Raw genomic sequence first — 25,673 nt, 5'->3', positions numbered from 1 at the left:
TGGCGGCGCGCAGGCGTCAGAGTTACCGCCGGGCCTTGGCGGCGCGGAGGCGTCAGAGTTACCGCCGGGCCTTGGCGGCGCGGAGGCGTCAGAGTGAGCGGGCAATGAGATCCTTCATCACCTCGTTGGCTCCCGCGAGGATTCGCAGGACCCGAGCGCCGGTGTACAACTGCGAGATCGGGTATTCGGTCATGTATCCGTAGCCGCCGAAGAACTGCAGGCAGCGATCCACCACATTACCGAGTTGATCGGTCAACCAGTATTTCGACATGGCCGCGGTGGGGATATCGAGCTCCCCGCGCAGGTGCTTGCTGATGCAGTCGTCGAGGAACACGCGTCCAACCTTGGCGATCGTCGCGCACTCGGCCAGTTCGAACCGGGTGTTCTGCATGGCGAACAACGGCTTGCCGAACGCCTCGCGGCCCTTGGTGTAGTCGACGGTCAGCTGCACGGCCTTCTCGGTCATGGCGACCGCGAGGATGGCGGTGACCAGACGTTCCTGGGCCAGCATCTGCATCATCTGATAGAAGCCCTGGCCCTCGGCCTGCCCGAGCAGGTTCGACGCGGGCACCCGCAGGCCGTCGAAGAACAGCTCGGCGGTGTCCTGGGCCTTGCCGCCGATCTTGGACAGGATGCGGCCGCGCTTGAAGCCGGGGGTCTCGTCGGAGACCTCGGCGAAGATCAGCGAGACGCCGGCCGCGCCCTGGGTGGGGTCGGTCTTGCAGGCGATGATGATGCCGTCGCACAGCCAGCCGTTGGAGATGAAGATCTTCGAGCCGGTGATGACGTACTCGTCGCCCTCGCGCACCGCGCGGGTCTTGATGTTCTGCAGATCCGACCCGGTACCCGGTTCGGTCATGCCGATGGAGAGCACCATCTCGCCGCTGGCCGCCCGGGGCAGCACGCGCTGTTTGAGTTCCTCGGAACCGAATTCGTGGATGTAGGGCGCGATGATCGAGGAGTGCACCGACATGCCCAGGGAGCCGTCCCCGGCGTGGGTCTGGGCTTCGATGATGGCCGCCTCGTGGGCGAAAGTGCCGCCGCCACCGCCGTATTCGGCAGGGATGGCCGCGCACAGCAGGCCCAGTTCGCCGGCCCGATTGTAGAGAGCCCGGTCGGGGTGACCCTGTTCGATGAACCTCTCGGTGTGCGGGATCACCTCCTTCTCGAAGAAGGTGGTCGCCAGAGTCCGTACCGCCTCGACCTCGTCGTCGCTCCATGCGGGGCGTGCCATCGCAGAGTCCTTCGTTTGCCTGGGTGAGGCGTGAGAGCGCCTCGCCCCTCAGCGTGCACGGCTATTGGCGCTGTGTCAACAACTGTCAACAATCGGACGCGCGAGACTGATTCACCTCGGCGAACGTCGTGAAGATCGGCACGTCCGGATCCGCGGCGATCCCCTGCCGCCGCAGGAAGCATCGATCAAGTTCGCGGAGTGTGTTGATTTGTTTCCGTGACCTGCCCGATTGCCCCGGCAGGGTTGGCCCGCAACCGCAGTTTCGGGTCTTCCCGTGGCGATACCACCGCCCGGCGAACCGGGTCTTACACGGTTTCCAGCGGGCATCTTTACCGTCCCGACGGAACTCGCCGAGGACACCAACGCCGCCGAATTGCGGGCAGCGTTCACCCACCACGCCCGGCCCCAGGTCACGGCCGGGCGACCGTCACACCCGGCGCTCTGGGAGAATGGCTCGGTCCACCGCCCCGCACACGAAGGATCACCGCAGCTCCGATGGCCGAGCAGACCCCCCAGACCGACGCCCCGGCCATCGACCCCGCCGACCTGGCCACCTGCCTGCGCGTCCTCGAACAAGCCGGACAGCTCGACAAGGACCACCCGGACTCCGTCGCCGTGCAGCGCGCCGTCGGGCACATGTTCAAGAAGTTCAAGCGCAACAAGCGCATCGCCACCCGCGACGCCATCGCCGCCGCCGACAAGGAAGTCGTGGCCGCCACCGCCACCGGCTCACCCAACCGCATCGACGACGAAACCGCCGGGATCCCGATCAGCTCCGCCACCGAAGGCGGGAGCGCCGGAACCCTGCTGCGGGCACGGCCCTGCTACATATGCAAACAGCGCTATACCCGCGTGGACGCCTTCTACCACCAGCTCTGCCCGGACTGCGCCGCCAAGAGCCACGCCAAGCGTGACGCCGGCACCGACCTCAGCGGCAAGCGCGCCCTGCTCACCGGCGGCCGCGCCAAGATCGGCATGTACATCGCGCTGCGCCTGCTGCGCGACGGCGCCCACACCACCATCACCACTCGCTTCCCCAACGACGCGATCCGCCGCTTCGCCGCCCAGCCCGACAGCGCCGACTGGCTGCACCGGCTCCGCATCATCGGCATCGACCTGCGCGACCCCGCCCAGGTCGTCGCCCTCGCCGACGACGTCGCCGCCCAGGGCCCGCTCGACATCCTCATCAACAATGCCGCGCAGACCGTGCGCCGCTCGGTCGGCGCCTACAGCGCCCTCGTCGAAGCCGAGAACGGGCCGCTGCCAGCCGGCGAACTGCCCGACGTGATCAGCTTCGGCAAGACCATGCAAGCCCACCCCACGGCGCTGACCGCCAGCCTCACCCCCAACCTCACCGCCGCCGACATCACCGACCTCGCCCTGATCGCGGGATCGGCTACCCCCGAACGCATTTCGCAGGGCGTCGCCATCGACGCGGGCGGCCTGGTGCCCGACCTCGCCCACACCAACAGCTGGGTGCAGAACGTCGGCGAGGTCGACGCCACCGAACTGCTCGAGGTGCAGCTGTGCAACTCGGTCGCGCCGTTCATCCTCATCTCCCGACTACGCCCGGCCATGGCCGCCGCCCCCGCCCGCCGCAAGTACGTCGTCAACGTCTCCGCCATGGAAGGCGTCTTCGCCCGCGGCTACAAGGGCGCGGGCCACCCGCACACCAATATGGCCAAGGCCGCGCTGAACATGCTGACCCGCACCAGCGCCCGCGAGATGTTCGAGTCCGACAAGATCCTCATGACCGCCGTCGACACCGGCTGGATCACCGACGAGCGACCGCACTACACCAAGATCCGGCTCGCCGAGGAAGGCTTCCACGCACCCCTCGACCTGGTCGACGGCGCGGCCCGTGTGTACGACCCGATCGTCCGCGGCGAAGCCGGTGACGATCTGTACGGCTGCTTCCTCAAGGACTACGAACCCTCCAACTGGTAGCCGATCCCCCACCGAACCGGCCCCCTCTCCTCTTGGCTGATTTTTAGAAGGTGAGGGGGCCGTAACCGGACTCTTTTTAATAGGGTGAGAACTCATGTTTAGATGCGCATATTTCCGTATTCACATGGTTGATCTCCCCGGGGATCCGAATGGCTCCTGCAGGCCCTGCTTCCCTCTTCGCTCCCGAAGTGCTTGCAGCACTGGACCTGAACTCCCCTACTGAGCGAATCCATCGCCCCAGCGCACCCGCACTCCCCCTACCGCGCACCTATCCTGAGGTCATGGTCTACCGGCTGCTGGCCGATGCGACCGCGGTCGTGCACTTCGCGTTCGTGGCCTATGTCGTGGTGGGCGGGTTCATCGCCTGGCGCTGGCCGCGCACGATCTGGCTGCACCTGCTCGCCTTCGGGTGGGGGTTCGGCACCGTGCTGTTCAAGGTCGAGTGTCCGCTGACGAATCTGGAGAACTGGGCGCGCCATCGGGCGGGCGAGGCGGGGTTGCCGCCGAGCGGATTCATCGACCACTACATCACCGGTGTGCTCTACCCGCGCAGCGCGTTGACCGAGGTCCGGCTGCTGGTCGTGGTGTGTGTCGTCGTCTCCTGGGTGGGCCTCTACCTGCTGTCGCGGCGGCGGGCCGTCGCCTCACGGCCTTGATCGCGCGGATCGTGTCGTCGCCGGCCCGCGCGATCAAGGCCCGAAGTCGTCTATCCCGCGTGGGCGTCAACCAGTTCGGTGACGGTGGCCCAGGCGTCGAGATCGTCGAGGCGTGCGGCGAGTGCGCTGCGCATGCTGTCGGATCCCGCGACGCCGAGGGCGAGGCGGCGAGGCGGATTGTCACTGGCAACGGCGGTTCGGATGCCCGCCGCTACGCGCTCGACAGCGGAGAAGGCCTCGGCGGGCAGAGCCCCGATCGCCTGTTGCAGGGTGCGGACCGTCTGGTCGTAATCGGCGTGGGTTGCCGTCGCCGCGGCGAGGTTGGACAGGAACGGTGTCGCGACCAGGCCGGGTTGGACGAGAGTGACGTGGACGTCGAGTGGCGCCAGTTCGGCGGCGAGCGCGTCGGAGAGCCCTTCGACGGCGTACTTGGTCGCGGCGAGCAGCCCGACGCCGGGATCGGCGGTCTGACCGTAATAGGACGAGCCTTGCAGAATGTGCCCCGATCTCTGATTCCGGAGCACCGGCAGCGTGGCGCGGAGGACGTTGAGGACACCGAAGACGTTGGTGTCGAAGATCGCCCGCGCTTGTGCGTCGGAGGCTTCCTCGACCGCCCCGAAGAGCCCGTAGCCGGCGAGGTTGGCGACGACATCGATGCGGCCGAAGCGAGTCACGCTCCGCTCCACCGCCTTCGCGACGGCCGTCTCGTCGCGTACGTCCGCCTCGATGGCGAGCAGCTGGTCGGATTGCGCCAGTCCGGCAAGGGTTTCGGTGTGGCGAGCCACCGCGACAACGGCTTCACCGGCCGCCAGCGCCTGAATTGCGAGTTCGCGGCCTATGCCCGAGGAGGCGCCGGTGATGAACCAGACTCGCGGGGTACTTCCTTCATTCGTCATGTTGTGACCGTAACGGTTTAGCACGCAACTCTTCAAGGGGTTGCCGCTAACAAGTTGCGACCGAATGGGCTAACCCGAATCAGGCGTTGGTATCGTGAAGGCATGGAGGCACCGCGGTGGAACGGCGATACGGCTGCTCTGGTGTTGTCGTTCGTCAACACCAGAGCCGACGGCGCGGGGAACGTCGAGATCTTCGGCACGGCTGCGGGATTCGCGCGGTGGGCGACCCAGCGCGGCTTGCTCGACACGGCCACCGTGGTGACCGACTCCGATGCGGTGGCCGCACGCGAGCTGCGCGACGCACTGGTCACGACATTGCTGACGCACGCGGGCGATCCGGATATCGGTGACGCCCAGGTCGCCGAGGCGGAACGTTACTTGCGGCAGGCCGGTGTCCGGTATCCGCTGACGACGGTCGTCACCGCGCAAACGGCGCAACTTCTCGCCGGCTCGTCCGGTGTGCCCGGCGTTCTGGGCAGTGTTCTCGCCGCGGTGACCGAGACGGCGCAGCGCGGGGACTGGATGCGGATCAAGGCATGCTGCAATCCCCCGTGCCACTTCGGCTTCGTCGATCGCACCCGCAACCGGGCGGCACGCTTTTGCAGTCCCGGATGCGGATCGCAGGTGTCGATGCGCGCGCTTCGGCAACGACGCAAGCAGGCCGATCCGGCCGCCGCGGGCGAATCCGCTTCGGGGCGTGCATAATCGCGCTGATTCTCGAAGTGACTTAAGGGGTTTTCATGGGTGGCTCATCGATCGCGTCGGTGTTCCTGCAGCGGGTGGTGTATCCGGTGCGCACGGCGATCAGCACCGTGCGGGGAATAGGGACCTTTACCCGCACGGGCCAATTCGGTGACGGGCGCGAGGCCGCGGTGCGCGATCACGTGCTGGCCCATGCCGAGCAGGGCGACCCGGACAGCGTGCTGGACGCGATCGACCGGTTCGCGCGTACGCGCAGCAATCTGGTGAATGTCGGCGACGAGAAGGGTCTGCTGCTGGATGCCGCGGTGCGCCGGGCGAATCCGACGCTGGCCCTGGAACTGGGCACGTACGTCGGCTACAGCGCGGTTCGCACGGCGCGAGTGCTGCCTGAGGGCGCGCGCCTGATCTCGGTCGAGTTCAGCGCCGCCAATGCCGAGGTGGCGCGCGCCATCATCGCGCACGCCGGGTTCGCGGATCGGGTGACAGTGGTGGTCGGCACCATCGGCGACGGCGGGGACACCATCCGCACGCTCGCCGAGGAGCACGGGATCACCGAGGGCGCGGTCGATTTCGTCTTCGTCGACCACGACAAGTCGGCGTACCTCGCCGATCTGAAGCACATCCTCGACGCGGGCTGGCTGCACCCCGGCACCATCGTGGTGGCCGACAATATGCGCATTCCCGGCGCGCCGGACTACCTGGCCTATATGCGGGGGGCCGAGGGCAAGTCCTGGCGCACCGTGGAGCACGACACCCACATCGAGTACCAGTCCCTGCTCAAGGACCGGGTGCTCGAGTCGGAATACCTGGGCTGACGCCGAACTCGCCGCGGCGGCGAAGGCGCTGTCCGCGGCAGCCCGGCCGACTCACTTCGAGTGGCCGGGCGACGCCGTGGCCAGCGCGCGGGTGATCGAGTCGGCGAGGGCCTTGATGTTCTCGGGCAGATCCAGATAGAAGTGGCCGCCTTCGAAGGTGGCGAGATCGAAATCGGCGGTGGTGAAGTCGCGCCACTGCCCGGCCTGGTCGGTCGAGGTGGTCGGGTCCGAGGAGCTGATCAGCGCGGTGATCGGCGTGCGCAGCGGTGCGCCGGTCTGGTGGCGGTAGGTCTCGACCGCGCGATAGTCGGTCCGGACCGCCGGGAGGACCAGATCGGCCAGCCCCGGCTCGTCGCGCAGGATGCGCACCGAGGCAGGATCATTCGACAGGCGTTCGAGTTCGGCGATGAGGCCCTCGTCCGGGCCCTCGTGCAGCCGCCCCGCCTCCTCGTGCACCGGTGCGGGACGGCCGGAGACGAACAGGTGCGTCACCTCGCGCCCGCCCGCCTCGACCCGGCGGGCGGTCTCGTAGGCGACGGTCGCGCCCATGCTGTGCCCGAAGATGGCCAGCCGCACGTCTTTCGGCCACGCCAGCAGGTCGGTGGCGGCGTGCCCGGCCAGCTCGGTGAGCGCGGGGACGGGCGGGTCGCCGAGACGGTCCTGCCGCCCGGGGTACTGCACGCCGAAGACCGCGGTGCCCGCGCCGAAGCGCCGGGCCAGTTGCCGGTAGGCGCCCACGGAGCCGCCGCCGGGCGGGAAGCACACCAGCACGGTCTCGGGGGCGGGATCGGGCCTCAGTTCGCGCAACCAAGTGGTTCCGGGGAGTCGATGGGCGCTCATCCGAACGAGTATGCCCCGAGATCTCGCGTCGGGCTCGCACGTGGTCCCGGCGTTAGAGTCGGCTCGTGGCCACCTACGACGCGCTGATTCGCGACTACGAGACCGGAATCGGGGTTGCCGGGACACCGGTGCCGCCGCTCGATCCGGGCGCGAATCTGGCTGCGACGCTGCCGGTCTGGGCGCTGGCGGGTGGCGCGGTCGCGGCCTTCGCCGGTGCGGCCGACCGGTGGCGCGACGTCTGCGGGGCGACGCCGCTGCGCAGCGTCGTCGATCCCGGCCGTGTCGCGGCCGCGTTCCAGAGCGACAAGCTGCTGCGGATCGATGGGCAGCAGCCGCGAATGTTCGCGGAGTTGTCGGGCTTCTTCCGGACCGCGGACGGCTGGGTGCGCACGCACGCCAACTACCCGCACCATCGGACACGCCTGCTGGCGGCGCTGGATCTGCCCGCCGAGACCGGGCCCGAGAATTTCGCCCGGCGGGTCGCGACGCTCACGGCCGCCGATATCGAACAGCGCGCCGCCGAGCACGCGGCCATCGCGTTCCGGGTGCGCACCGAGCAGGAGTGGGCCGACAGCCCGCAGGGCAAGGCCGCCGCGTCCGGCCCGCTGGTGGCGCTCGACGCCCGCGACGATCGGGGCGCACTCGACTCGCTCAGCGCGGCAACGGCAATGCTGCCGCTGCGCGGGATCCGGGTGCTGGATCTGACCCGGGTGATCGCCGGTCCGGTGGCGACGCGAGCATTGGCCCTGCTGGGAGCCGATGTGTTGCGGATCGACCCGCCGGAACTGCCGGAGATCGACTGGCAGTTCCTGGACACCTGTCAGGGGAAGTGCTCCACTGTAGTCGATTTGCGCACCGGACTTCCGGTCTTTCACGAATTGATCAGCAATGCAGACATAATCATCTCGGGTTACCGACCGGGCACCTTGGAACGACTCGGAGTGCGGCCCGGCGATATTCGACCGGGAATTGTGCACGGCCGAGTTTCGGCGTGGGGTGAACAGGGCCCGTGGGGAGATCGGCGCGGTTTCGACAGCATCGTGCAGGCCACATCCGGAATTTCTCTGATCGAAGGCACGCGGGATAATTCACGCATCGAACCGGTCATGGGCGCCCTCCCCGCCCAGTCCCTCGACCACGCCAGCGGGTACCTGCTCGCGGCGGGCGTGCTGGACGCGCTGTGCGCGCGTCGCGCCGACGGTCGCGGGCGCGATGTCCGGGTCGCGCTGGCTCGCACCGCATCCTGGCTGATCACCGCGCCGGGCCGGACGCCCGGGCACGCGCCGGCGCAGGTCCCGGATCCGCGCTACGCGGTGACGCACGCGGCGGTGGCCACCGCGGGCCCGGCATTGAGCGAGTATCCGGACTTTCCATGGCCCGCTCCGGCCTACGGATCGAGCGTTCCCGAATGGAAAGCCCGACCGGACGGTTCGTAACTTCGCCGAATGTATACAAGCTGCTGCACGCACACCCGTAAGTGCATCCGCGAAATAGTCGAATTGCCTTGCAATGCAGCGCTTTCGACACGCCGCACTTGTCCCACGTACGGCGTTAATAAATGAGACCCTGAAACCGACATCAAAATTGTCGACCCGTATGTCGACATGCGGATGGAGGACGTCACCGTGGACACACCTGCTCCCTTGCTCACCGCCGCCAGCGACGCCGGCGCCACCAAGGTAGGGAGACGGGAATGGGCCGGACTGTCGGTGCTCGCACTGGCGTGCCTGGTCTACTCGATGGACCTGACGGTCCTGCACCTGGCGGTACCGCAGATCAGCGAGGTCCTGCGGCCGACCAGTTCCCAATTGCTGTGGATCATCGACGTTTACGGATTTCTCGTCGCGGGTTTGCTGCTCACCATGGGCACCATCGGCGACCGCATCGGCCGCCGCCGGTTGCTGATGGTCGGAGCGGCCGCGTTCGCGGCGATCTCGGTGATCGCGGCCTTCGCGCCGTCCGCGCCGGTGCTCATCGCCTGCCGGGCGCTGCTCGGCGTCGCCGGGGCCACCCTCGCGCCCTCCACACTCTCGTTGATCTTCACCATGTTTCGCGACCCGGGGCAACGGTCGGTGGCCGTCGGGGTGTGGGTGGGCTCCTACTCGGTCGGCGGCTCCATCGGGCCGCTCGCGGGTGGGCTGATGCTCGAACACTTCTGGTGGGGGTCGGTGTTCCTACTCGCGGTGCCGGTCATGGTGCTGCTGATCGTGCTCGCGCCCCGGGTGCTGCCCGAATTCCGCGATCCCGACGCGGGCCGCCTCGATCCGGTGAGCGCCGCACTGTGCACGGCGGCGGTGCTCCTGGTGGTGTTCGGCATGAAGCAGGCCGCGCAGGACGGACCCGGACCGATCGCGCTCGCGGCGCTGACCACGGGCATCGCGATCGGGGTGATCTTCGTTCGGCGGCAGCTCAACACGCCGGAACCGATGCTGAATCTACGCCTGTTCCGACTAGGCAGCTTCCGGACCGCGCTGACCATCAATATGGTGGCAATCTTCGTCGCGTTCGGATACGCCCTGTTCGTGGGCCAGTACTTCCAGCTGGTGCTGGGCATGTCGCCGCTGCGCGCCGGCCTGGCCACCATCCCGGCGGGCCTGGGCTTCATGGTCGGTTCGCAATTGGGGCCGCGCATCATGAAAGTGGTGCGGCCCGCCTACATGATCGGCGTGGGCATGGCCCTGGCCGCCTGCGGACTGCTACTGCTCACCCAGATCACCACCTCGGGCGGGGTGGAGCTCACTATCGTGGCGTCGCTGCTGGTGTCGTTCGGTCTGGCACCGGTTTTCGGGGTGACCACCGAGCTCATCGTCGGCACCGCGCCGCCGGAGCAGGCGGGAGCCGCCTCCGGGCTCTCGGAGACCGGGGCCGAATTCGGTGGCGCGCTCGGGATCTCCATCCTGGGCAGCATCAGCATCGCCATCTACCGCCGCCGGCTCAATGCCGATCTGCCCTACGGCTTGTCAGACCCCGATGCGCGCGCGGCGCGCGACACGCTCGGCGCGGCGCTCGAGGTGGCCCGGACCATGCCGGGCAAGCTGGGCAGCACCGTCGCCGAGGCGGCCAAGCACGCCTTCCTCACCGGCATGCACCTGACCTCGGCGATCGCGGCGGGGGCCGCGCTCCTGCTGGCCGTCATCGCCGTCACCCGGCTGCGGCACGTACCGCCGAGCTGAGATCACTTCCCGCGGATCGCCGCGACCGCGGTCGTCAGTTCGTCGCCGTCGATCCAATCCGCGCCGGGAGCGATGATCATTTGCACGGCCAGGCCCTGGAACAGCACGAACAGCAGCTTGGCGACCGCAGCGGCCTGATCGTCGCTCAGGTCGGAATGCACCGCCTGAACCGAGGCCGCGATGTCCTGGTGCGCGTTCGCACTCGCCTCGGCCATGAAGATCTGTTGCGCGGGATCGCGCGCGATCTGCAGACCGTTCTCGGTGCTGAGCAGCAGGCCGTCGCGATTGCTCTGGATCACGTCGACGAAGCCGTTCCAGGTGGCGGCCAACGACTCCCAGAGGGTGCGCCCCTCCCCCGCGTCGCGAATGGCCGCGTCCATGCCGTCACCGATCTCGGTGCCGACGCCCATGGTGATGGCCTCGGTGACCAACTGGTCCTTGGAGCCGAAGTGATAACCGATGGCGGCGAGGCTGACTCCGGCGGCGGTGGCGATGTCGCGGGCGGTCACCTTGGCCAGGCCGCGCTCCAGGACGGCCTGGCGCGCACCCGCCAGCAGGTCTTCTCGATTTCCCATCCCCCCACCCTAGCAGCGTCTTAGACATTCGTTCCAGACACCCGTATCAAAATCGGGTGGCATCCGTCCGGCTACCCTCGGACCTGTGCGGCAGAAGATCCTCATGGACAACGACACCGGCATCGATGACGCCCTCGGTCTGCTCTACCTGCTCGCCTCCCCCGAGGCCGAGATCATCGGAATCGCCTCCACTGCGGGCAATGTGCCCGCACCGCAGGTCGCGGCCAATAATCTGGCGCTACTCGAGCTCGCGCGGGCCCCGGAAATCGAAGTGACACAAGGGGCGTTGACGCCCCTGGCGGTGCCACTGCGCACCACCGAGGACACGCACGGGCCGCAGGGGGTCGGGTACGCCGAGCTGCCGCCGAGCACGCGGACCCTGTCGAATCGGCCGGCCGCGCAGCTGTGGGTCGACCTGGCCCGCGAGCACCCCGGCGAGATCGTCGGCCTGTGCACCGGTCCGCTCACCAATCTCGCATTGGCGCTGCGCATGGAACCGCAACTGCCGCAGCTGCTCCGGCGGCTGGTCATCATGGGCGGGGCGTTCAATCACCCGGGCAACACCACCCCCACCAACGAGTGGAACGTGCACGTGGACCCGGAGGCGGCCAAGGAGGTCTTCGACGCCTTCTCCGCCGCGCCCGCCGACCGCCGCCCGATCGTGTGCGCCCTCGACATCACCGAGACCATCGAGATGAAGCCCCCGCACCTGGCGCTGCTGGCCGAACGGGCCGGCAGCACACCGGCGGAGCTGGTCACCGAGGACGATCCGCCGCACGCCCGCTCGAAGGCGAGCAATCCGCTGGTGCGGTTCCTCACCGACGCGGTGCGCTTCTACTTCGACTTCCACAAGCTCTACGACCAGGGCTATCTGGCGCACATGCACGACCCGTTCGCGGCGGCGGTGGCACTGGACCCGAGCCTGGCCGTCACCAAGCCCGCGACGGTCGACGTGGAGTTGACCGGAACCCTCACCCGCGCCACCACGGTGGCCGACTGGTCGGGGATGTGGGGCCGGGAACCCAACGCGGACATCGTGGTCGCGACCGGGCCCGAGGAGTTCTTCGAGCGGCTGATCGGCCGCGTCGGCGATTACGCGCGAACGGTGTTCGCGGAAGGAGATACCGACCGGTGACCGGCGGAACAGACCTCGACTACGTCACCGGATTCCGCGAGCGGCTCGGCCCGCCCGGAATCATCGACGTGCACACGCATTTCATGCCCGAGCGGGTGCTGCGCAAGGTGTGGACCTACTTCGACACCGCCGGACCGCTGGTGGGCCATCGTGAATGGCCGATCACCTACCGCGACGAGGAGCAGGTGCGGCTGAAAACGCTGCGGGGGTTCGGGGTCAGCGCCTTCACCTCGATGATCTATCCACACAAACCGAACATGGCGGCCTGGCTCAACAGCTGGTCCGCCGACTTCGCCGCCCGCACACCGGACTGCCTGCACACCTCGACCTTCTATCCGGAGCCGGGCGCGCCCGAATACGTGCGCGCGGCACTGGAGGCCGGAACGCGAATCTTCAAGCTGCACATCCAGGTCGGCCACCACCACCCGGCCGATCCGCTGCTGGACCAGGTGTGGGGCCTGATCCAGGACGCGGGCACACCGGTCGTGATCCACTGCGGATCCGGGCCCGCCGCCGGGGAATTCACCGGTCCCGAGCCCATCGAGGCCCTGCTGCGGCGCTTCCCGCGACTACGGCTGATCATCGCGCACATGGGCGCTCCGGAGTACCGCGAGTTCCTCGACATCGCCCAGGCTCATGACGGCGTCCTGCTCGACACCACCATGACCTTCACCGACTTCTTCGAGGCCGCCGACCCCTTCCCCACCGCCGAACTCCCCCGTGTCCGCGATCTGGGCGACCGCATCCTGTTCGGCAGCGACTTCCCGAACGTCCCCTACCCGTACGGCCACGCGCTGTTCGCGCTGGAACGCCTGGACCTCGGCGACGACTGGCTGCGCGCGGTCTGTCACGATAACGCGGCACGCGTGTTCACTCTCGGATAGCACCTCACGTCCTGGCGATATCGAGAAAGGCGGGCCGGTCATGCGGTTGGTCGCGGAAATCCTCGTCGGATTGCTCGCCGCGTTGCACGTCTACATCCTGGTCATGGAGATGTTCCTGTGGACCACGCCCCGGGTTCGCGCGAACTTCGGCACCACCGCCGAGTTCGCCGAGGAGACCAAGGTGCTGGCCGCCAATCAGGGCCTCTACAACGGTTTCCTGGCCGCGGGCCTGATCTGGGGTCTGATCGCGTCCGATCCGGTCGGGCAGGCCGCGAAGATCTTCTTCGCGGCCTGCGTGGTGGTGGCCGGACTCTACGGCGCGGCCACCGCGAGCCAGCGGATCCTGTTCGCCCAGGCGGTGCCGGGCGCGATCACGCTGGCCGCGGTGCTGCTGGCCGGGTAGCGGCTAGCCGCCGGAGACGCTGAGCGCGATCTTGGCGTTGCGGCCCGGCCGTTCGCTGGCCGCGGCCGCCTCGGCGGCCTGCTCGAGCGGGTAGGCGGTCTCGACGGACAGATCCAGCACGCCCTGCGCGGCAAGGGTGACCAGTTCTGCGATGAGGCGGCGGCGCTCCTCGCCACCGATCTCCTCGGCCCGCTTCGAGCCCCAGAAGCCCTTCACCACGGCCTGTTTGAAGATGATCGGGCCGGGGTTGAGCACCAGCGGCTGACCGGAGAGCGCACCGAACGTGATCAGCTCGCCGCGCGGCGCCAGCACCGTGAGCAGATCATTGGCGGCCTTACCGCTGACCTGGTCGACCGCGCGCACGATCGGCTCACCGCCGGTGACCTCGGCGGCCCGCTCGACCCAGTCCGCGGACTCGGTGTCGAGCACAGGTTCGAAACTCAGCTCTCGCAAGGACTTCGCCGCGGACTCGCTGCGCACCAGATTGAGCACCCGCACGCCGCGGGCACGGGCCAGCAGGTTCAGCAGGCGACCGACCGCACCGTTGGCGGCATTGATCGTGATCCATTGCCCGGGTTCGACATTCAGGTCCTCGAGCAGCATGAGCGCGCTCAGCGGCATGGCCAGCAGCTGGCTCGCGGTCGCGTCGGACACCGAGTCCGGCACCGGCACCACCCCGCCCGCCTTGGCGACGAAGTACTCCGCCCACGCGCCCTGCACACCCGAGACCGTCACGCGCTGACCGGCTTCCAGGCCGGTGACACCCTCGCCGAGGGCGTCGATGCGGCCGACGGCCTCGGTGCCGGGGACGGCGGGCAGCTCCGGCCGGTAGCCGTAGATGCCGCGAATGATGGCCAGGTCGTGATTGTGGATGGGGGCCAGGGTCGTCGCGATGCGCACCTCGCCCGAGCCGGGTTCGGGCAGCGGCCGTTCGGACGTGGTCAGCACGTCCTTCGGCTCGCCGAATGCTTCGATGACCACCGCGCGCATGGGAGCGTTCATCAGGGGTTCTCCTTCGATCGGGGGTGGGCGGCCAAGGCCGCGGTGAGCCGTTGCAGGGTCGTCCGCAGGTCGGCCAGTTCGGTGGTGGACATGCCGGAGATCTCCTCGGCTCGTCCGGGGATGTGGCAGGCGGCCGCGCGCAGGTCGCGGCCGCGGTCGGTCAGGCTGATCCGGACGCGACGTTCGTCGATCGTGGAGCGGCGACGGGTCACGAAGCCCGCCGTTTCGAGGCGCTTCAGCAGGGGTGAGAGCGTGCCCGAGTCCAGGTCCAGTGCCGCGCACAGCTCGCTGACAGTTCGCTCGTCGCGCTGCCAGAGCGCGGCCAGGACCAGATATTGCGGATAGGTGATGCCGAACGCGTCGAGCTTGGACCGGTACAACCCGGTCATCGCCCGCGACGCCGCGTACAGCGCGAAGCACAGCTGGTTCTCCAGCGCCTGCTCATCGGTCACGCACAACACGGTAGCCAGAAATTAGATTGTGCACAATCTATCTGTCGGTCTGCTCCGTCACACCGGCAGCGCGGAGACGATGCATGGCGATAGCTATCGGGTTTGTCCGGCAAACCGCTGACAATCGGGATACGTTGCCCTGGAACGCGTTCCAATAGAGGCACGCCGAACAGCGGGGAGTTGCAATGACGCATGAGGTAGTGAGCCGGATCGAGGAGCTGTCCGGACAGCTCGCGGCGACTGCCCCGGAAACCGAGCGGCTGGGGAAGCTCTCCGACGAGAGCGTGAAGCTGCTCCGCCAGACCGGCATCATGCGGATGCTGCAGCCGACCGAGTACGGCGGCCTGGCCGCGCACCCGCGCGACTACGCCGAGGCGGTCATGGCCGTGTCCAAGCACTGCGGCTCCACCGGATGGGTGACCGGCGTGGTCGGCGCGCACCCGTGGGAAATGGCGCTGATGGACCGCCGGCTGCAGGACGAGGTGTGGGGCGAGAACCCCGAAACCTGGATCGCCTCGCCGTACGCGGTGATGGGCGTCGCGAAGCAGACCGACGGCGGTTACACGCTGAACGGGCGCTGGGCCTTCTCCTCCGGCACCGACCACTGCGACTGGATCTTCCTGGGCGCGTTGCTCGCCGACCCCGAGGGGAATCCGGTGATGCCCCCGAGCGTGCTGCACGTGGTGCTGCCGCGCAAGGACTACACCATCGTCGACGACTCCTGGGACGTCATCGGGCTGCAAGGCACCGGGTCCAAGGACATCATCGTCGACGGCGCGTTCATTCCGGCCTACCGGACCATCGAGATGGAGGCGGTCGCCGAAGGCGAGCTGGCCGCCGAGCGCGCGGGCCGCACCGACACCGTCTACAAACTGCCGTTCTGGTCGATGTTCCCGCTCGGCATCACCGCCGCGGTCATCGGTATCGCCGAGGGCGCGCTCGCGGCCCACCTCGACTACCAGCGCAATCGCGTCACCGCCACGGGCACCATGATCAAGGACGACCCGATCGTGCTGTCGGCCATCTCCGAGGCCGCCGCCGATATCGCCGCCTCCCGCGGTCAGCTACTCGACGGCATCAGCCGCCTCTACGATCTCGCCGACGCGGGCAAGCCCATCTCGTTCGAGGACCGATCCGTGGTGCGCCGCAATCAAGTTCGCTGCGCGTGGCGGGCGGTGGCGGCGGTGGACCAGATCTTCGCGCGGTCCGGCGGCAACGCGGCGCGGCGGCAGAACGTCATGCAGCGGTTCTGGCGCGACGCGCACGTGGGGTTGCAGCACGCCATCCACACGCCCGGATCGATCTACCACTCGACGGCGCTGACCACGATGGGCCTGGAGCCCGAGGGCCCGCTGCGCATGATGATCTGACATCCTCGGCGCGGTCCGATAGCTGCCAGGATGCTGCCGTCGGACCGCGCGCCCTTACCCGTTTCGCCCACCGCGAAACCCATCGGCGGCGAACACGCGTGCTGATGTCAAAAAATCGGCACCAGCAGCGGGATACTCACTGTCATGCATCGGCTGACGCGCTCCCTCGTTGCCCTGATCGCCATATTTGCCGCCCTGGTGCCAGCATCCGCACACGCCGACCCCGGCGGCGGTTCCGGCATCGTGGACGTGCGGCCGCTCGGCGGACGCCAGTACGAGGTGACCGTCTACTCCGCGGCCATGGGACGCAACATCCCGGTCTGGGTGTCACACCCCGACGGTCCGGCCCCCGCGCTGTACCTGCTCAACGCGGTCGACGGCGGTGAATCCGGCGGACCCTGGTCCAATCGCACCGATGTCGCCCAGTTCTTCGCCGACAAGCCGGTCAACGTCGTCACCCCGATCGGCGGGCGCGCCAGTTTCTACACCGACTGGATCTCCGACGATCCGACGCTGGGCCGCAACAAATGGTCCACCTTCCTGATCCACGAACTGCCGCCGCTGCTGGAATCCCACTTCCAGATGACCGGGCGCAACGCGATCGCGGGCGCGTCCATGTCCGCGACCTCGGCGCTGAATCTCGCCATCGAAGCGCCCGGCATGTACCAGGCGGTCGGGGCCTACAGCGGCTGCCCGCGCACCACTGACGCGGTGGCCCGCAGTTTCGTGCACTCCGAGCTCAGCCTGTTCCGGGCCAACGCCGCCAATATGTGGGGGCCCGACAACAATCCGGCCTGGGACGCCCACGATCCGGTGATCAACGCGGATCGGCTGCGCGGAGTGGCGCTCTACGTCTCGGCGGGCAATGGCGCGCCGGGCGTGCACGATTCCCTCGCGGACCCGAGCATCGGCGGGAACGTGGCCACGCTGACCGATCGCATGGCGGTGGGCGGGGTCATGGAGACGGTGGTCCGCAGCTGTACGGACTCGCTGGTCACCCGGCTCGGGGAGCTGGGGATTCCGGCGCAGGTCGCCTACCGGAACGGCACGCACGCCTGGCCGTATTGGCAGGATGACGTGCACGATTCCTGGCCGCTGATCGCCGACGCCCTGGGGGTTTAGCCGGCGGGCGGGACAGGCCAGGTGATTTCGAGGTCCTGGACCTCGAAGCCCTGCGGGAAGCGATAGGTGCGAGGCATACCGGCCCGGCCGCCATGGCGTTCGTAGAACGCGATGGCGGCCGTATTGTCTTCCAGCACTTCCAGATACACCGGGTGGCCGGGGAATTCGGCGGCGGCCCACTCGAATCCGTGACGCAGCAGCCGCGTCCCGATGCCGCCGCGCTCGAGGGCCGGGCTGACGTGCAGATTGTCGATCAGGACGCGACCGTCCGGCTGCAGCGCCAGATAGATGAATCCCAGCAGTTCCGAGCCGGATTCGGCGACGAAGAGCCTGCCGGGCGCGACCTCGGCGGTCAGCCGGGACAGCCACATGGCCTTGTGGTCAGCGGCCAGCGCCCCGTCCAGATACGCCCCGGGCATGATCCCGACGTAGGCGGTGCGCCAGCTGGCGGTGTGCAGCGTGGCGACCGCGTCCGCGTCGGAGGCGCGACCGGGGCGGATCCGGATGGTCATGGCTGTCAGGGCCGTTCGTCGAAGGCCCGCAGGATCTCCTCGGCGGCCAGCGCCGGGGTGAGGGAGCCGTCGCGGATCTGCTTCTCCACCGGGGCCTTCAGGGCCTTGACGGCCGGGTTGTCGGACAGGCGGCGCAGCAGGTTGTCGTGCACCATCGTCCAGGTCCAGTCGACCTGCTGGCGGCGGCGCTTCTCGGCGAACTCCCCCGCCTCGGTCAGCACCCGGCGGTGGGTGAGCACGGCATCCCAGAACGTGTCCAGGCCGGTGCCGTTCAGGCCGGACATGGTGAGAACCGGTGGCCGCCACAGCGATTCGCGCGGGTGCACGAGCCGCATGGCGCCCTGGAGTTCGCGGGCGGCGGCCTTGGCCTCGAGCTCGTGGCGGCCGTCGGCCTTGTTCACGGCCACCAGGTCGGCGAGTTCGAGCACACCCTTCTTGATGCCCTGCAGCTGGTCGCCGGTGCGAGCCAGGGTGAGGAAGCAGAAGACGTCGACCATATTGGCGACGGTGACCTCGGACTGGCCGACACCGACGGTCTCCACCAGGATCACGTCGTAGCCCGCGGCCTCGAGCAGCACGATGGTCTCGCGGGTCGCCTTGGCGACGCCGCCGAGGGTGCCCGCGGTCGGCGAGGGCCGGATGAACGCGTCGCGCTGCACCGACAGCCGTTCCATGCGGGTCTTGTCGCCCAGGATCGAGCCGCCGGTCAGGGTCGAGGACGGGTCGACGGCCAGCACCGCCACCCGATGGCCATGGCCGATCAGGTACATGCCGAGCGCGTCGATGAACGTCGACTTGCCGACACCGGGAACGCCGGTGATGCCCACGCGATTGGACAGCGCCCGGCCCGCGTCGGGGGTCAGCTTCAGCAGCAGCTGCTGAGCCAGTTCCCGATGGTCGCTCCGGGTGGATTCGACGAGGGTGATGGCGCGGGCCAGGCCGGCCCGCTCCCCCGCCCGCACCTGCGCGGCCAGCTGGTCGACGTCGATCACCCGGCGCGCCACGGGCGTGGCGGGCCGGACGCCGGGGCCGGGTCCGGGGACCCCGACACCGGCGGTGGTGCCGAGCCGGGGGTGGTTCTCGCCACCCCCGGTCGCGCGTGCGGCGTCGCTCATTCCGCTGCGCCGCTGCCGATCTCGTGGCCCAGCTGTGCGGCCAGCTTGCCGATCAGGTCGATCGCGGCGTCGGCGATGATGGTGCCGGGGCCGAAGATGCCCGCGGCGCCGGCGGCGTACAGCTCGTCGTAGTCACCGGGCGGGATGACACCGCCGACGGTGACCATGATGTCGGGACGGCCGACATCGGCCAGTGCCTGCCGCAGGGCGGGCACCAGCGTGAGATGGCCCGCGGCCAGCGACGACACGCCGACGACGTGCACGTCGTTGTCGGCCGCCTGCTGCGCCACCTCTTCGGGGGTCTGGAACAGCGGGCCCACGTCGACGTCCATGCCGAGGTCGGCGAAGGCGGTCGCGATCACCTTCTGGCCGCGGTCGTGGCCGTCCTGACCCATCTTGGCGATCAGGATGCGGGGGCGACGGCCCTCGGCTTCGGCGAACTCCTCGACCAGTTCGATGGCCTTGCTGATATTGGTCACCTTGCCCGCCTCCTCCCGGTAGACGCCGGAGAGCGTACGGATTTCGGCCTGGTGGCGGCCGTAGACCTTCTCCAGGGCATCGGAGATCTCACCGACGGTGGCCTTGGCGCGGGCCGCCGCGATGGCCAGGGCCATCAGGTTGTTCTCCATGCCGCCCTCGGTCGAGGCGGCCGCGCGGGTGAGCTCGGCCAGCGCCTGCTCCACCGCGGCCGAATCACGTTCGGCGCGCAGCTTTTCCAGCTTGGCGTTCTGCTCGGCGCGCACGCGCGAGTTCTCGACCTTGAGGACCTCGATCGGGGTGTCTTCCTCGACCAGGTACTTGTTGACGCCGATCACCGGCTGCTGGCCGGTGTCGATGCGGGCCTGCGTACGAGCCGCGGCCTCCTCGATGCGCAGCTTCGGGATGCCCTCCGAAATCGCCTGCGCCATACCGCCGTGCGCCTCGATCTCGGCGATGTGGGCGCGGGCGCGCTCGGCCAGCTGGTGGGTCAGCCACTCCACGTAGTACGAGCCGCCCCACGGGTCGGCCGGACGGGTGGTGTTGGACTCCTGCTGGATGAGCAGCTGGGTGTTGCGGGCGATGCGGGCGGAGAAGTCCGTCGGCAGGGCCAGCGCCTCGTCGAGCGCGTTGGTGTGCAGCGACTGGGTGTGGCCCTGGGTGGCGGCCATGGCCTCCACGCAGGTGCGCGCGACGTTGTTGAACACGTCCTGCGCGGTCAGCGACCAGCCCGAGGTCTGCGAGTGGGTGCGCAGCGCGAGGGACTTGGAGTTCTTCGGCTCGAACTTGGCGACCAGCTCGTTCCAGAGCAGGCGGCCCGCACGGAGTTTCGCGACCTCCATGAAGAAGTTCATGCCGATGGCCCAGAAGAACGACAGTCGCGGCGCGAACTTGTCGACCTCCATACCCGCGTCCAGACCGGCCTTGATGTACTCCACGCCGTCGGCGAGGGTGTAGGCCAGCTCCAGGTCGGCGGTCGCGCCGGCTTCCTGGATGTGGTAGCCGGAGATGGAGATCGAGTTGAACTTCGGCATCTTCGCGGAGGTGTAGGCGAAGATGTCGGAGATGATCCGCATCGAGGGCTTGGGCGGGTAGATGTAGGTGTTGCGGACCATGAACTCCTTCAGAATGTCGTTCTGAATGGTTCCGGCCAGCTGCTCGGGCGCGACGCCCTGCTCCTCGGCGGCGACGACGTAGAGCGCCAGGATCGGCAGCACCGCGCCGTTCATGGTCATCGACACCGAAACCTGGTCCAGCGGAATCTGATCGAACAGTTCGCGCATGTCGAGGATGGAGTCGATGGCGACACCGGCCATGCCGACGTCACCGGTGACGCGCGGGTGGTCGGAGTCGTAGCCGCGGTGGGTCGCCAGGTCGAAGGCGACCGACAGGCCCTTCTGACCCGACTGCAGGTTGCGGCGGTAGAAGGCGTTGGAGTCCGCGGCGGTGGAGAAGCCCGCGTACTGGCGGATGGTCCACGGCTGGTTCACGTACATGGTCGGGTAGGGACCGCGCACGAACGGCGCGATGCCCGGCACGCTGTCGAGGGGGTAGCCCTCGGCCACGATGGCGTCCCGGTCGGCCTTGGTGAAAACCGGCGGCACGTCGATGCCCTCGGGGGTCGACCAGGTCAGCTGTTCGGGCGCATAGTGATTGGCGGTCGCGGCGGTCTTGACGAACTCCTCGACCTGCGCGGCGCTGACCTCGGCGGGCGCGGTGTCGCCCTCGGTCAGGGATACTTCGGCGAAATTGCCGATCCGGTGCTTGATATCGCTCATCTTTACGCTCCCAGCTTCTCCAGCAGACCGGACAGAGCCGCCACCGCATCCATGCGCGCGGTCACGAAACCGTCGGGGCGCTGGGCGCCGGTCAGGTCCGCGACCGCCTTCTCGGGTCCGGCCAGCAGCACGGTGGTGACACCGGCCGCCCGCAATTCCTCCACCGCCGCGGCGGCGTCGGTGCCGTACCGCTTGTCCGAACCGCACAGCACCGCGATCGACGGACCGGCCTCGGTGACCGCCTCGATGCCGCCGGAGGCCAGCAGGTTGGTGGAGAAGGTGACACGAACATTGTTCTCCGACACCGGGCCCAGCGGAACCAGGCGCACCCGCGGGCGCGCGCCGTGGGCGGCCAGGTAGGCGTCGGAGCGATTGCGCAGCGCCTCGAAGGCGGCGCCGTAGCGGGCGGTGTCGTCGGCGCGCGCGGCCTCCGACAGCGGCTTCTCGCCCAGGTTCGGGAACTCGTTGACACCGGTGACGGCCGTCTTGCGGTGCGCCACATCGGAATCGCGCCGGGCCTTGGTCTCGCCGATGCGCTCGGCGAGCAGACCCGCCTGCAGCGCGGCCAGGTAGCCACCGGCGGCCTCGATCTCCTGCATGAACTCCCACGCCTTGGCGGCGAGCTCATCGGTGAGCGACTCCACGTACCAGGAGCCCGCGCCCGGGTCCTGCACGTGGCCCAGGTGGGATTCCTCGAGCAGCAGCAGCTGGGTGTTGCGGGCCATCCGCTCGGAGAACGCCTGCGACACCTCGAGTTCCCCGGCGGGCAGGGCGGCGTCGAAGGGCAGCACGGTGACGATGTCGGCGCCGCCGACGCCCGCGCCGAACGCGGCGAGCGTGGTGCGCAGCATGTTCACCCATGGGTCGCGCTGGCTCATCATGGCCGCGGAGGTCACGGCCTGCTGCGGCGCGTTACCGGCGGACGGAGCGCCGCAGACGTGGGCCACGCGGGCCCAGAGCTTGCGGGCGGCACGGAACTTCGCGACCGTCTCGAACTGGTCGTCGGTGGCGGCGAAGCGGAACTCCAGCTGCCCCAGCGCATCCACGATGTCGGCGCCCGCGTCGGTGAGCGAGCGCAGGTACTCCAGGCCGGCGGCCACAGCCGCGCCCAGCTCCTGCGCGTCGGATGCGCCCGCGTTGTGGAAGGCCACGCCGCACACGGTGATCGCGCGGATGGTCTCCGGGCGGGCCACCGCCTGCTGGGCCAGCGCGACCGCGCCGTCCAGGTCGATGGCGGAGGTGCCCGCGAACAGGCTCGTCAGCGGGGTCGCGCCCAGCGAGACGCGGATGTCGGCGCGGTTCGGCACCGTGGTCGCGTTGGCCGCGGCGTACGCGTCGAGCACCGAGAACAGCTGGGCGGCGGCCTCATTGGCGGCCGGACCGGCGTCCAGGGTGAGCGGGGCCAGCTCGAACAGCAGGCCCCGCAGCGCGGTGGCCAGGCTCTCGACCGGGATGCCGCGCTCGGCGACGCCCAGCTGCACGGCGCTCACGCCGTTGTCGAGCGCGAACAGGATGTCGGCGTTGACGGCCTTGGCGTCCTTACCGGCGAACTTCTGGCTCACGAACCAGCCGCGGTGCACGTCGCGGGTGGCGTCGCCACCGCGCACGTAGGGGAACTGCCCGGGCAGCGGCTGCTCGGGCAGTTCGTCACGGCGCGTGTAGAGCGGGTTGACCGTCAGACCGTCATAGGTCGTGACCGCGAGCAGCTGCTCCGGCTCGTCCGGCAGTTCGCTCGCATCCACCCTGCGGGCCTTCGCCAGCACCCCGGCGACACCCTTGCGCCAGGCGGCATACTCGGGCACCGGATCGGTGTCCGAGTCGGAAGCAATCGGCATAGCTGCTGTTCCTTCTTCCACTCCCTGACCGCGGTGCCCGTTGGGCCGGCATTCGCGCAGATCAACGGTCACTTTGGTTAACGAGCATTCCTCGTCTTTCCCCTGATGCTAGCGGCACCCCCGTAATTGCCGTCTCCGGAGTCTCGCTACCAGCGGGTAACCTGGCGCGGTGCCAACAACCGTGAGCTCCCCGCTCGAGCGCGTATCCGGGCTGCTCAACCGCCTGCGCCAACCCCGCACCCTGGCCTTGCTGATCGGCTGCGGACTACTCTTCGCGCTCGCGGCCTTCGCGCCGCATCCGGCACCCCAGCAGATCCGGCAGTGGGCCGATTCGGTCGGGCCGATGCTGCCGCTGGTGTTCTTCGCGGTGCACACACTCGTGTGCGTAGCCCCGTTTCCCCGAACGATTTTCACACTCAGCGCGGGCATGCTGTTCGGGTCGACCGAGGGGCTGACACTCGCCATCACCGCCACCACATTGAGTGCGGTGCTGGCATTGTGGCTGGTGCGCGCGCTTGATCACGAGCGGGTCCGGGCCCGGCTCACCCATCCGACGGTGCAGGCGGTGGATACCCGGCTCGCCCGGCGGGGCTGGCTGGCGATCGGATCGTTGCGGCTCATCGCCTTCGCGCCGTTCTCGATCGTGAACTATTGCGCGGCACTGTCTTCCATCCGGTTCACGCCGTACCTGGCGGCCACCTTCCTCGGCATCATCCCGGGCACGGTGGGGACCGTGCTGCTCGGTGACGCTCTCACCAACCGGACCTCCCCCGCACAGATCATCGTCACCGTCGCGTGCCTGGCGGTGGGCGTGATCGGCCTGGTCGTGGACGCTCGCATGACGGTCGGTCAGGTGGACCCGACCTAAGAAATATTGCACCCACTCGAAGTATTGATTTCGACACTGCCGGCGCGGGTCGCTGCCCCGGAGGCCGGTCAGTCTCGCGCTGCCGCCCGGTCGGATACGAGGTGTGTGTCCAGGTACTGCCGGACCATGGTGGTCAGGGCGGCCAGCCGCATGGCGTCCAGTTCCGGCTGCGGGAAGGTGCCGGTGTGGATGGCGAAGCCGTCGAAGCAGAACACCACGATCGAGCCCAGGGCCAGGTTCTGTTCGGGGGTGAGTCCGCGGGTGGCGGGCAGGCCGCCGCCGGAGAGCAGGGCCGCGGCGTACTCGTCACGGACCGACGAGAGGTGTTCGCGCAGTTGCTCATCGGTGCGGGCCGCGATGGTCAGCTCCAGCCACACCGTATTGATGGGGTCGCGGGCGGCGTCGAGCCAGATCGCCAGCACCGCGTCGACGTCGCGCGGGTCGGGCAGTTCGGCGACATTCGCGCCGAAACGCTCGATCTGGCGGCGGCCGACCTCGGCCGCGGCGGCGGCCACCAGGTCGAACAGCGAGTCGAACCGGCCGAACAGTCCGCCGTGCGAGACGCCGGCACGCCTACACACCTCGTTGACCGTGAGCTTGGAGTAGCCCTTCTCGACGATCGCCCGAATGGCGGCCTCGATCAGCGCCTCCCGCGTCTCGGCGCGCCGCTGGGCCTGAGTCCGCCGTACGGCCGTCACGACACTCTCCTCCAGGCGCAACTCATATCCGATCAACCGATCGTTTTCCTGCGACCACGCTACCAACGTGCCCCCACCTGCTCACAGTCCACCGGCCACCGGCGTGATCCGCGCGAGGACGGTGGGATCCCCTCCTCCCCCCGCCCTCGCGTCTTCCATGGTCGGCCGCCGCGCCTACCCCGGGCAGCCTGCCGATACCACTGATCAACGAGGTGCCCGCACGCCGCACGAGCAAGGGGCACACCGGGATTGGCGCATCCGGAGCCGCGTCGGCGTGATCGGGTGCGCGGTGGCCTGGCCGCGCCGGAAGCGTACGCCAGGGCGGTCTGCCCGGCAGCGGCCACCAAGGTCAGCGCGAAATGACGACGGCGCTCGACCAGCGCGACCGGGCGGTGCTGACGGAGGTCTCCAAGGTCTATGACACCCCGACCGGCAGCACCGTCGCGCTGTCCCCCACCGATCTGGTCATCGAGCCCGGCGAGTTCGTGAGCGTCGCCGGGCCGTCCGGATGTGGCAAGACCACGCTGCTGCAACTGCTCGGCGGGTTCCTCGAACCCAGCACCGGCACCCTGCTGGTCGGCCAGGACCGCGTCGACGGGCCGAGCCCCGAACGCGGCGTCGTCTTCCAGTCGCCCACCCTGTACCCGTGGCTGACCGTCCGCGGCAATGTCGAGTTCGGCCCGAAGTGTCGTGGCGTGGACAAGAAGGCGCGGCGGGTCGTGGCGGACCGGCTGCTCGAGCTGGTCGGGCTCGGCGACGGCGGCAAGCGGCCCCACGAACTGTCCGGCGGGATGCAGCAGCGGGCGCAGATCGCGCGGGTGCTGGCCAACGATCCGCGCATCATCCTCATGGACGAACCGTTCGGCGCGCTGGATCAGCTGACCCGCGAGCGGTTGCAGGTGGAGTTGCTTCGACTGTGGCGCGAAGCCGGGAAAACCATTGTGTTCGTGACCCATTCGGTGGAGGAAGCGGTACCTGTCCACCCGGCTCCTGTCATGAGCGCCCGGCCGGGGCGCGTCATCGTGGACCGGGCCATCACTCTGCCCGGCGACGACGAGGACAGTGTCCTGGAGTTAGCTGTCACCGCGACGCCCGAATTCCAGGCTCTCAAGATCGAATTGGCGCAGGCGATCTACGAAGCCCACGCGTGATTGCATGAAATACGACAATGGCCCGTGCCGCAT

Annotated in this window: 24 protein-coding genes; 13 read left to right on the top strand and 11 right to left on the bottom strand. The window is 68.8% G+C overall.

The genetic code is table 11. From position 1 onward, the window contains the following. Positions 1-88: 88 nt before the first annotated feature. Positions 89-1,234 (bottom strand): acyl-CoA dehydrogenase family protein, encoded by a 1,146-nt coding sequence (locus tag ACFV4K_RS22865; RefSeq protein ID WP_379277529.1) that lies wholly within the window; start codon positions 1,232-1,234, stop codon positions 89-91. 495 nt (positions 1,235-1,729) lie between these two features. On the opposite strand from ACFV4K_RS22865, the gene ACFV4K_RS22860 reads away from it, so the two are divergent. Next, positions 1,730-3,181: an SDR family NAD(P)-dependent oxidoreductase gene (locus ACFV4K_RS22860; protein ID WP_379277528.1), complete on the top strand. Its 1,452-nt coding sequence runs from the start codon at positions 1,730-1,732 to the stop codon at positions 3,179-3,181. Positions 3,182-3,462: 281 nt separating this feature from the next. Continuing rightward, entirely contained in the window at positions 3,463-3,837 is a 375-nt protein-coding gene (locus ACFV4K_RS22855; protein WP_379277527.1) for a DUF2784 domain-containing protein, read from the top strand. 50 nt (positions 3,838-3,887) lie between these two features. On the opposite strand, the gene ACFV4K_RS22850 is transcribed toward ACFV4K_RS22855, so the two are convergent. Next, on the bottom strand, positions 3,888-4,733 hold the full coding sequence (locus tag ACFV4K_RS22850; protein ID WP_379277526.1) for an SDR family NAD(P)-dependent oxidoreductase: 846 nt from the start codon (positions 4,731-4,733) through the stop codon (positions 3,888-3,890). Positions 4,734-4,835: 102 nt separating this feature from the next. Here ACFV4K_RS22850 and ACFV4K_RS22845 point away from each other — a divergent pair, with 102 nt between their 5' ends. Continuing rightward, on the top strand, positions 4,836-5,438 hold the full coding sequence (locus ACFV4K_RS22845) for a CGNR zinc finger domain-containing protein (protein WP_379277524.1): 603 nt from the start codon (positions 4,836-4,838) through the stop codon (positions 5,436-5,438). Positions 5,439-5,473: 35 nt separating this feature from the next. Continuing rightward, on the top strand, positions 5,474-6,250 hold the full coding sequence (locus ACFV4K_RS22840; protein WP_379277523.1) for an O-methyltransferase: 777 nt from the start codon (positions 5,474-5,476) through the stop codon (positions 6,248-6,250). A gap of 51 nt (positions 6,251-6,301) precedes the next feature. Here the strand turns inward: ACFV4K_RS22840 and ACFV4K_RS22835 are convergent, their stop codons facing one another. Next, on the bottom strand, positions 6,302-7,090 hold the full coding sequence (locus ACFV4K_RS22835; RefSeq protein WP_379277521.1) for a thioesterase II family protein: 789 nt from the start codon (positions 7,088-7,090) through the stop codon (positions 6,302-6,304). 65 nt (positions 7,091-7,155) lie between these two features. On the opposite strand from ACFV4K_RS22835, the gene ACFV4K_RS22830 reads away from it, so the two are divergent. Both ACFV4K_RS22830 and ACFV4K_RS22825 read left to right on the top strand, forming a co-directional pair. Continuing rightward, positions 7,156-8,526 (top strand): CoA transferase, encoded by a 1,371-nt coding sequence (locus ACFV4K_RS22830; protein ID WP_379277519.1) that lies wholly within the window; start codon positions 7,156-7,158, stop codon positions 8,524-8,526. A gap of 174 nt (positions 8,527-8,700) precedes the next feature. Continuing rightward, positions 8,701-10,263, top strand: a complete 1,563-nt coding sequence (locus ACFV4K_RS22825; protein ID WP_379277533.1) for an MFS transporter — start codon at positions 8,701-8,703, stop codon at positions 10,261-10,263. A gap of 2 nt (positions 10,264-10,265) precedes the next feature. Here ACFV4K_RS22825 and ACFV4K_RS22820 read toward each other — a convergent pair whose 3' ends face one another. Then, the gene (locus ACFV4K_RS22820; protein ID WP_379277518.1) at positions 10,266-10,838 is read right to left on the bottom strand and encodes a TetR/AcrR family transcriptional regulator; all 573 of its coding nucleotides are present in this window, start codon (positions 10,836-10,838) and stop codon (positions 10,266-10,268) included. Positions 10,839-10,941: 103 nt separating this feature from the next. Between ACFV4K_RS22820 and ACFV4K_RS22815 the strand changes: the two genes are divergently transcribed. Genes ACFV4K_RS22815 through ACFV4K_RS22805 form a run of 3 tightly spaced genes read left to right on the top strand, consistent with a single transcriptional unit; the run spans position 10,942 to position 13,260 of the window. After that, a complete protein-coding gene (locus ACFV4K_RS22815) occupies positions 10,942-11,973 on the top strand; it encodes a nucleoside hydrolase (RefSeq protein WP_379277531.1) in 1,032 nt (343 codons plus the stop codon). Continuing rightward, the gene (locus tag ACFV4K_RS22810; RefSeq protein WP_379277516.1) at positions 11,970-12,857 is read left to right on the top strand and encodes an amidohydrolase family protein; all 888 of its coding nucleotides are present in this window, start codon (positions 11,970-11,972) and stop codon (positions 12,855-12,857) included. Before ACFV4K_RS22815 ends, ACFV4K_RS22810 begins: the two co-directional genes overlap by 4 nt. A 40-nt stretch (positions 12,858-12,897) precedes the next feature. Continuing rightward, positions 12,898-13,260 (top strand): DUF1304 domain-containing protein, encoded by a 363-nt coding sequence (locus tag ACFV4K_RS22805; RefSeq protein ID WP_379277515.1) that lies wholly within the window; start codon positions 12,898-12,900, stop codon positions 13,258-13,260. A 3-nt stretch (positions 13,261-13,263) separates the two neighbouring features. Here ACFV4K_RS22805 and ACFV4K_RS22800 read toward each other — a convergent pair whose 3' ends face one another. Both ACFV4K_RS22800 and ACFV4K_RS22795 read right to left on the bottom strand, forming a co-directional pair. After that, on the bottom strand, positions 13,264-14,262 hold the full coding sequence (locus tag ACFV4K_RS22800) for a zinc-binding dehydrogenase (RefSeq protein WP_379277513.1): 999 nt from the start codon (positions 14,260-14,262) through the stop codon (positions 13,264-13,266). After that, on the bottom strand, positions 14,262-14,714 hold the full coding sequence (locus tag ACFV4K_RS22795) for a MarR family winged helix-turn-helix transcriptional regulator (RefSeq protein ID WP_379277512.1): 453 nt from the start codon (positions 14,712-14,714) through the stop codon (positions 14,262-14,264). The genes ACFV4K_RS22800 and ACFV4K_RS22795 overlap by 1 nt, the downstream gene beginning before the upstream one ends. A 185-nt stretch (positions 14,715-14,899) precedes the next feature. On the opposite strand from ACFV4K_RS22795, the gene ACFV4K_RS22790 reads away from it, so the two are divergent. Both ACFV4K_RS22790 and ACFV4K_RS22785 read left to right on the top strand, forming a co-directional pair. Continuing rightward, positions 14,900-16,084, top strand: coding sequence for an acyl-CoA dehydrogenase family protein (locus ACFV4K_RS22790; RefSeq protein ID WP_379277510.1), 1,185 nt, complete (start codon positions 14,900-14,902; stop codon positions 16,082-16,084). Between the two features lie 144 nt (positions 16,085-16,228). Next, positions 16,229-17,206: an alpha/beta hydrolase gene (locus ACFV4K_RS22785; RefSeq protein ID WP_379277509.1), complete on the top strand. Its 978-nt coding sequence runs from the start codon at positions 16,229-16,231 to the stop codon at positions 17,204-17,206. On the opposite strand, the gene ACFV4K_RS22780 is transcribed toward ACFV4K_RS22785, so the two are convergent. The 4 genes from ACFV4K_RS22780 to ACFV4K_RS22765 all read right to left on the bottom strand — a co-directional run bounded on the left by ACFV4K_RS22780 (position 17,203) and on the right by ACFV4K_RS22765 (position 22,923). Next, entirely contained in the window at positions 17,203-17,718 is a 516-nt protein-coding gene (locus ACFV4K_RS22780) for a GNAT family N-acetyltransferase (RefSeq protein WP_379277508.1), read from the bottom strand. The two genes, ACFV4K_RS22785 and ACFV4K_RS22780, sit on opposite strands and share 4 nt — an antisense overlap. A 5-nt stretch (positions 17,719-17,723) precedes the next feature. After that, on the bottom strand, positions 17,724-18,722 hold the full coding sequence (gene meaB, locus ACFV4K_RS22775; protein ID WP_379277530.1) for a methylmalonyl Co-A mutase-associated GTPase MeaB: 999 nt from the start codon (positions 18,720-18,722) through the stop codon (positions 17,724-17,726). A 107-nt stretch (positions 18,723-18,829) separates the two neighbouring features. Next, positions 18,830-21,088 carry a methylmalonyl-CoA mutase gene (gene scpA / locus ACFV4K_RS22770; RefSeq protein WP_379277507.1) on the bottom strand — a complete coding sequence of 753 codons (2,259 nt, stop codon included), beginning with the start codon at positions 21,086-21,088 and terminating at the stop codon, positions 18,830-18,832. A gap of 2 nt (positions 21,089-21,090) precedes the next feature. Beyond that, on the bottom strand, positions 21,091-22,923 hold the full coding sequence (locus ACFV4K_RS22765) for a methylmalonyl-CoA mutase family protein (protein ID WP_379277505.1): 1,833 nt from the start codon (positions 22,921-22,923) through the stop codon (positions 21,091-21,093). Positions 22,924-23,092: 169 nt separating this feature from the next. On the opposite strand from ACFV4K_RS22765, the gene ACFV4K_RS22760 reads away from it, so the two are divergent. Continuing rightward, positions 23,093-23,791 (top strand): TVP38/TMEM64 family protein, encoded by a 699-nt coding sequence (locus tag ACFV4K_RS22760; protein WP_379277503.1) that lies wholly within the window; start codon positions 23,093-23,095, stop codon positions 23,789-23,791. Positions 23,792-23,859: 68 nt separating this feature from the next. Here the strand turns inward: ACFV4K_RS22760 and ACFV4K_RS22755 are convergent, their stop codons facing one another. Then, positions 23,860-24,489: a TetR/AcrR family transcriptional regulator gene (locus tag ACFV4K_RS22755; protein ID WP_379277502.1), complete on the bottom strand. Its 630-nt coding sequence runs from the start codon at positions 24,487-24,489 to the stop codon at positions 23,860-23,862. A 359-nt stretch (positions 24,490-24,848) separates the two neighbouring features. Here ACFV4K_RS22755 and ACFV4K_RS22750 point away from each other — a divergent pair, with 359 nt between their 5' ends. Continuing rightward, complete coding sequence (locus ACFV4K_RS22750) at positions 24,849-25,640, top strand: ABC transporter ATP-binding protein (protein WP_379277500.1); 792 nt, start codon at positions 24,849-24,851, stop codon at positions 25,638-25,640. The last annotated feature ends 33 nt before the right edge of the window (positions 25,641-25,673 follow it).

This window comes from Nocardia sp. NPDC059764 (assembly GCF_042732555.1).
Taxonomy (GTDB): domain Bacteria; phylum Actinomycetota; class Actinomycetes; order Mycobacteriales; family Mycobacteriaceae; genus Nocardia.
This window is presented reverse-complemented; position numbering and strand designations above follow the sequence as displayed.